The 2,546-nt window shown below is 45.4% G+C and carries 5 protein-coding genes; all 5 read left to right on the forward strand.

The window, feature by feature from the left end; translation table 11 throughout:
• Positions 1–111: 111 nt before the first annotated feature.
• Positions 112–495, forward strand: a complete 384-nt coding sequence (locus tag H6G97_RS49690; RefSeq protein ID WP_190947607.1) for a hypothetical protein — start codon at positions 112–114, stop codon at positions 493–495.
• A 145-nt stretch (positions 496–640) separates the two neighbouring features.
• Complete coding sequence (locus tag H6G97_RS49695) at positions 641–1,303, forward strand: hypothetical protein (protein WP_190947604.1); 663 nt, start codon at positions 641–643, stop codon at positions 1,301–1,303.
• A 67-nt stretch (positions 1,304–1,370) separates the two neighbouring features.
• Positions 1,371–1,574, forward strand: a complete 204-nt coding sequence (locus tag H6G97_RS49700; protein WP_190947605.1) for a hypothetical protein — start codon at positions 1,371–1,373, stop codon at positions 1,572–1,574.
• Complete coding sequence (locus tag H6G97_RS49705; RefSeq protein WP_190947606.1) at positions 1,571–2,272, forward strand: hypothetical protein; 702 nt, start codon at positions 1,571–1,573, stop codon at positions 2,270–2,272. Before H6G97_RS49700 ends, H6G97_RS49705 begins: the two co-directional genes overlap by 4 nt.
• Positions 2,260–2,442: an alpha-ketoglutarate-dependent dioxygenase AlkB family protein gene (locus H6G97_RS49710; protein WP_242056183.1), complete on the forward strand. Its 183-nt coding sequence runs from the start codon at positions 2,260–2,262 to the stop codon at positions 2,440–2,442. The genes H6G97_RS49705 and H6G97_RS49710 overlap by 13 nt, the downstream gene beginning before the upstream one ends.
• The last annotated feature ends 104 nt before the right edge of the window (positions 2,443–2,546 follow it).

The following is a 2,546-nucleotide window of genomic DNA, read 5'->3' on the forward strand; positions in this document are numbered from 1 at the left end:
TAATACTACTTCTTCTCATTAAGTCTCTTAACTTTTTCATTCAATTTAGTTCTTATGTACTACTCTGTCAGCTTTTTGTTGATGTGTGACAGTTAGGGTGCGGAAGGTGGGATGGAACAAAATTGCAAAGACTTCGCCGCCAATCTGATAGCTGATTACAACAGACAGTCACTAATCGGCACAAAAGAAAAATGGCTGGGCGTGGTCAACTTTGCAGAGAGCGAACTTGGAAAGAAAGTCCCTATCAGTGGCGCTCACTACCGGGGACATTTAGGTACATGGGTTCGCACGTTTTACCCACAGTTAGGCGATCGCCAAGAAACGCGATTGGTCAATGGTGTGCAACAGCCCATCTATGTCTACGCTTGTCACGAACCAGCTGTTGCGGCTGGGTTGACCAAAGCTATAGAAGAATTCTTTGCTCATCCTCACCCCAGTTTCGCCCTCAGACAAGCGGGGGCTTTCGCTAGCAAGAAGGAAAAAGTATCAGTTTAGTAGCCATTAGTCTTTAATTATTCAGTTGCCCGAATTTTAAGCGCTACTAGCTATTAAGCTGATACCGATCGGAAAACGTAAACTTATTAAGAATTGTAACATCTGATAACAACGCAAACAATAACTCATCTCGATGGATAGGTTAATGACACGATTTCAAGACCCAAGAGCAGCAGCACTAGCCCAACAGATCGACCAAATCAATGCAACCGGTTGGGAGTCTGCGTGTGACCTTGCACAACAACAACACGTAGTAAAAGGCGGATTATCCCCAGTAGAAGCAGTATTGCGTTTCGATATGTTCCGAAGAAGAGCGCAAGATACACAGGGTAAACGACAAGCGATTTGGGCAGAACAAATAAGCCAAGGCATTAGCGGAATCGAGTGGTACACCGTTGAGTACGGCGGCATGACTGTGGAGCTTCCCCGGCTGTGCGAGGAGTTGATGCTCGTTCCTGGGGACAAAGAGATATTGATGCAGTCCAAGCCGGTGGCGCTCGACTTTCTTGCACATTGGAACCTCGCCTTCAAGCTGTGGCGTTACAACCGCGAAACAGAATCGCGCTGGCTTTCCTCTCGCTGGAGTCAGTTTTACGCCGAATACATGAGCCGAGAATGGTTGGAAATATGGGCTGAGGATGAGGTTTACCAGATTCTTTTACCAGATGGAACATTTCAGGATAAGCCCACATTCGCCATCAACGCTTGCTGCTGCTGGGGTAATCCTGAAGCAATCCACCGCACCGCTAGTTATTCGGAGGCTGGCTCAAGCTGGTTTCAATGGAATAATTTTACGCCTTGCAGATAAAAGCGATCGCTATTAAACAAGTAGCAATCACCACGTTAAACACTCCTTTATATTCGGCATAACCAATATGAGAGTCATTGTTAGAGTCACCGAAAAAATTACTAGTGAAGCCCATATAGAGATTCCTAATGGGCTTTCAGAAGCAGGCATTAGGCAGCATATTGTAGACCGCTATAACAGTGGCGAAATGCTGACTGATATGAATATTTTTCAAGTGGATTTTGAATCAATCAGCGCTCAAGTTGTCAAACAAACTGGAGAGAGTTTATGACTGTTGCACAACTGCTGACACCACAACCATACTCTCCTAAATCTACAGGAGAAACTGTTGGTAGACATCCATTAAACTTTTACGAGTCTCCCTCATGGTTCACAACTGAACTACTGCGCCATGTTCCGTTATCTGGTGTCATTGGTGAGCCTTGCGTGGGGCATGGAGCGATCGCATCTTTACTCCAGGCGTGGTCACACACCAAGCAAATGTGGACGAACGACATCGATCCGAACAAACAGGCACATTTTCACTACGATGCAACGCTATCCGAGTCATGGGCTAAGTTTCCCGATTCTGACTGGATCTGCACCAATCCACCATTTTCAGAGTTTGCTGCACCAATTATCAAGAATGCTTACCAGAAAGCGCGTGTAGGTGTCGCTGCTTTTTTACTTACCAGCTTTCTGGAACCTTGTGACGATCGCGCTGATTTCTTGCAGCAGCACCCGCCGTCACTTGTTCTAATCATGCCGCGCTTCTGTTTTCGTAAGGATAAACGGGGTACTCGTTGGGCTACCGATAACGTTACCATCTCGTGCTTTGTCTGGGACAAACGTGCAACAGGGCAGCAAATTATTATTCGTCCCAAGTCTCAAATCCTGGGTTTTTACAAGAACCCTGAACAGGCTATTTCACAAGAACAGGCAGAAAAAATCGTTTTGGCGATCGCTAAAGGAGAATTATGCAACAACTAACTTTATTTCCCGAATCTGCTCCTACTTTACCAGTCAACTATTATCCAGAATTTCTGAACAAGGAAGAAGCCGACGAACTCTATCAACATTGCCAAGAACTGCAATGGAAACAAAATCAAATCAGAATGCTGGGTAAAACAATGCCTGTGCCTCGCCTAGAGCATCGGTGAAAGGTTAAGATAAAGCGCTTTTTGTCAATCAGTTAAAATACTCAAAACATCCTTAATAAGAATGATAATCGTATGGAGGGAAGGGGGAGGAGGCGAGCGACGCT

This window comes from Nostoc flagelliforme FACHB-838, assembly GCF_014698065.1.
Taxonomy (GTDB): domain Bacteria; phylum Cyanobacteriota; class Cyanobacteriia; order Cyanobacteriales; family Nostocaceae; genus Nostoc; species Nostoc flagelliforme_B.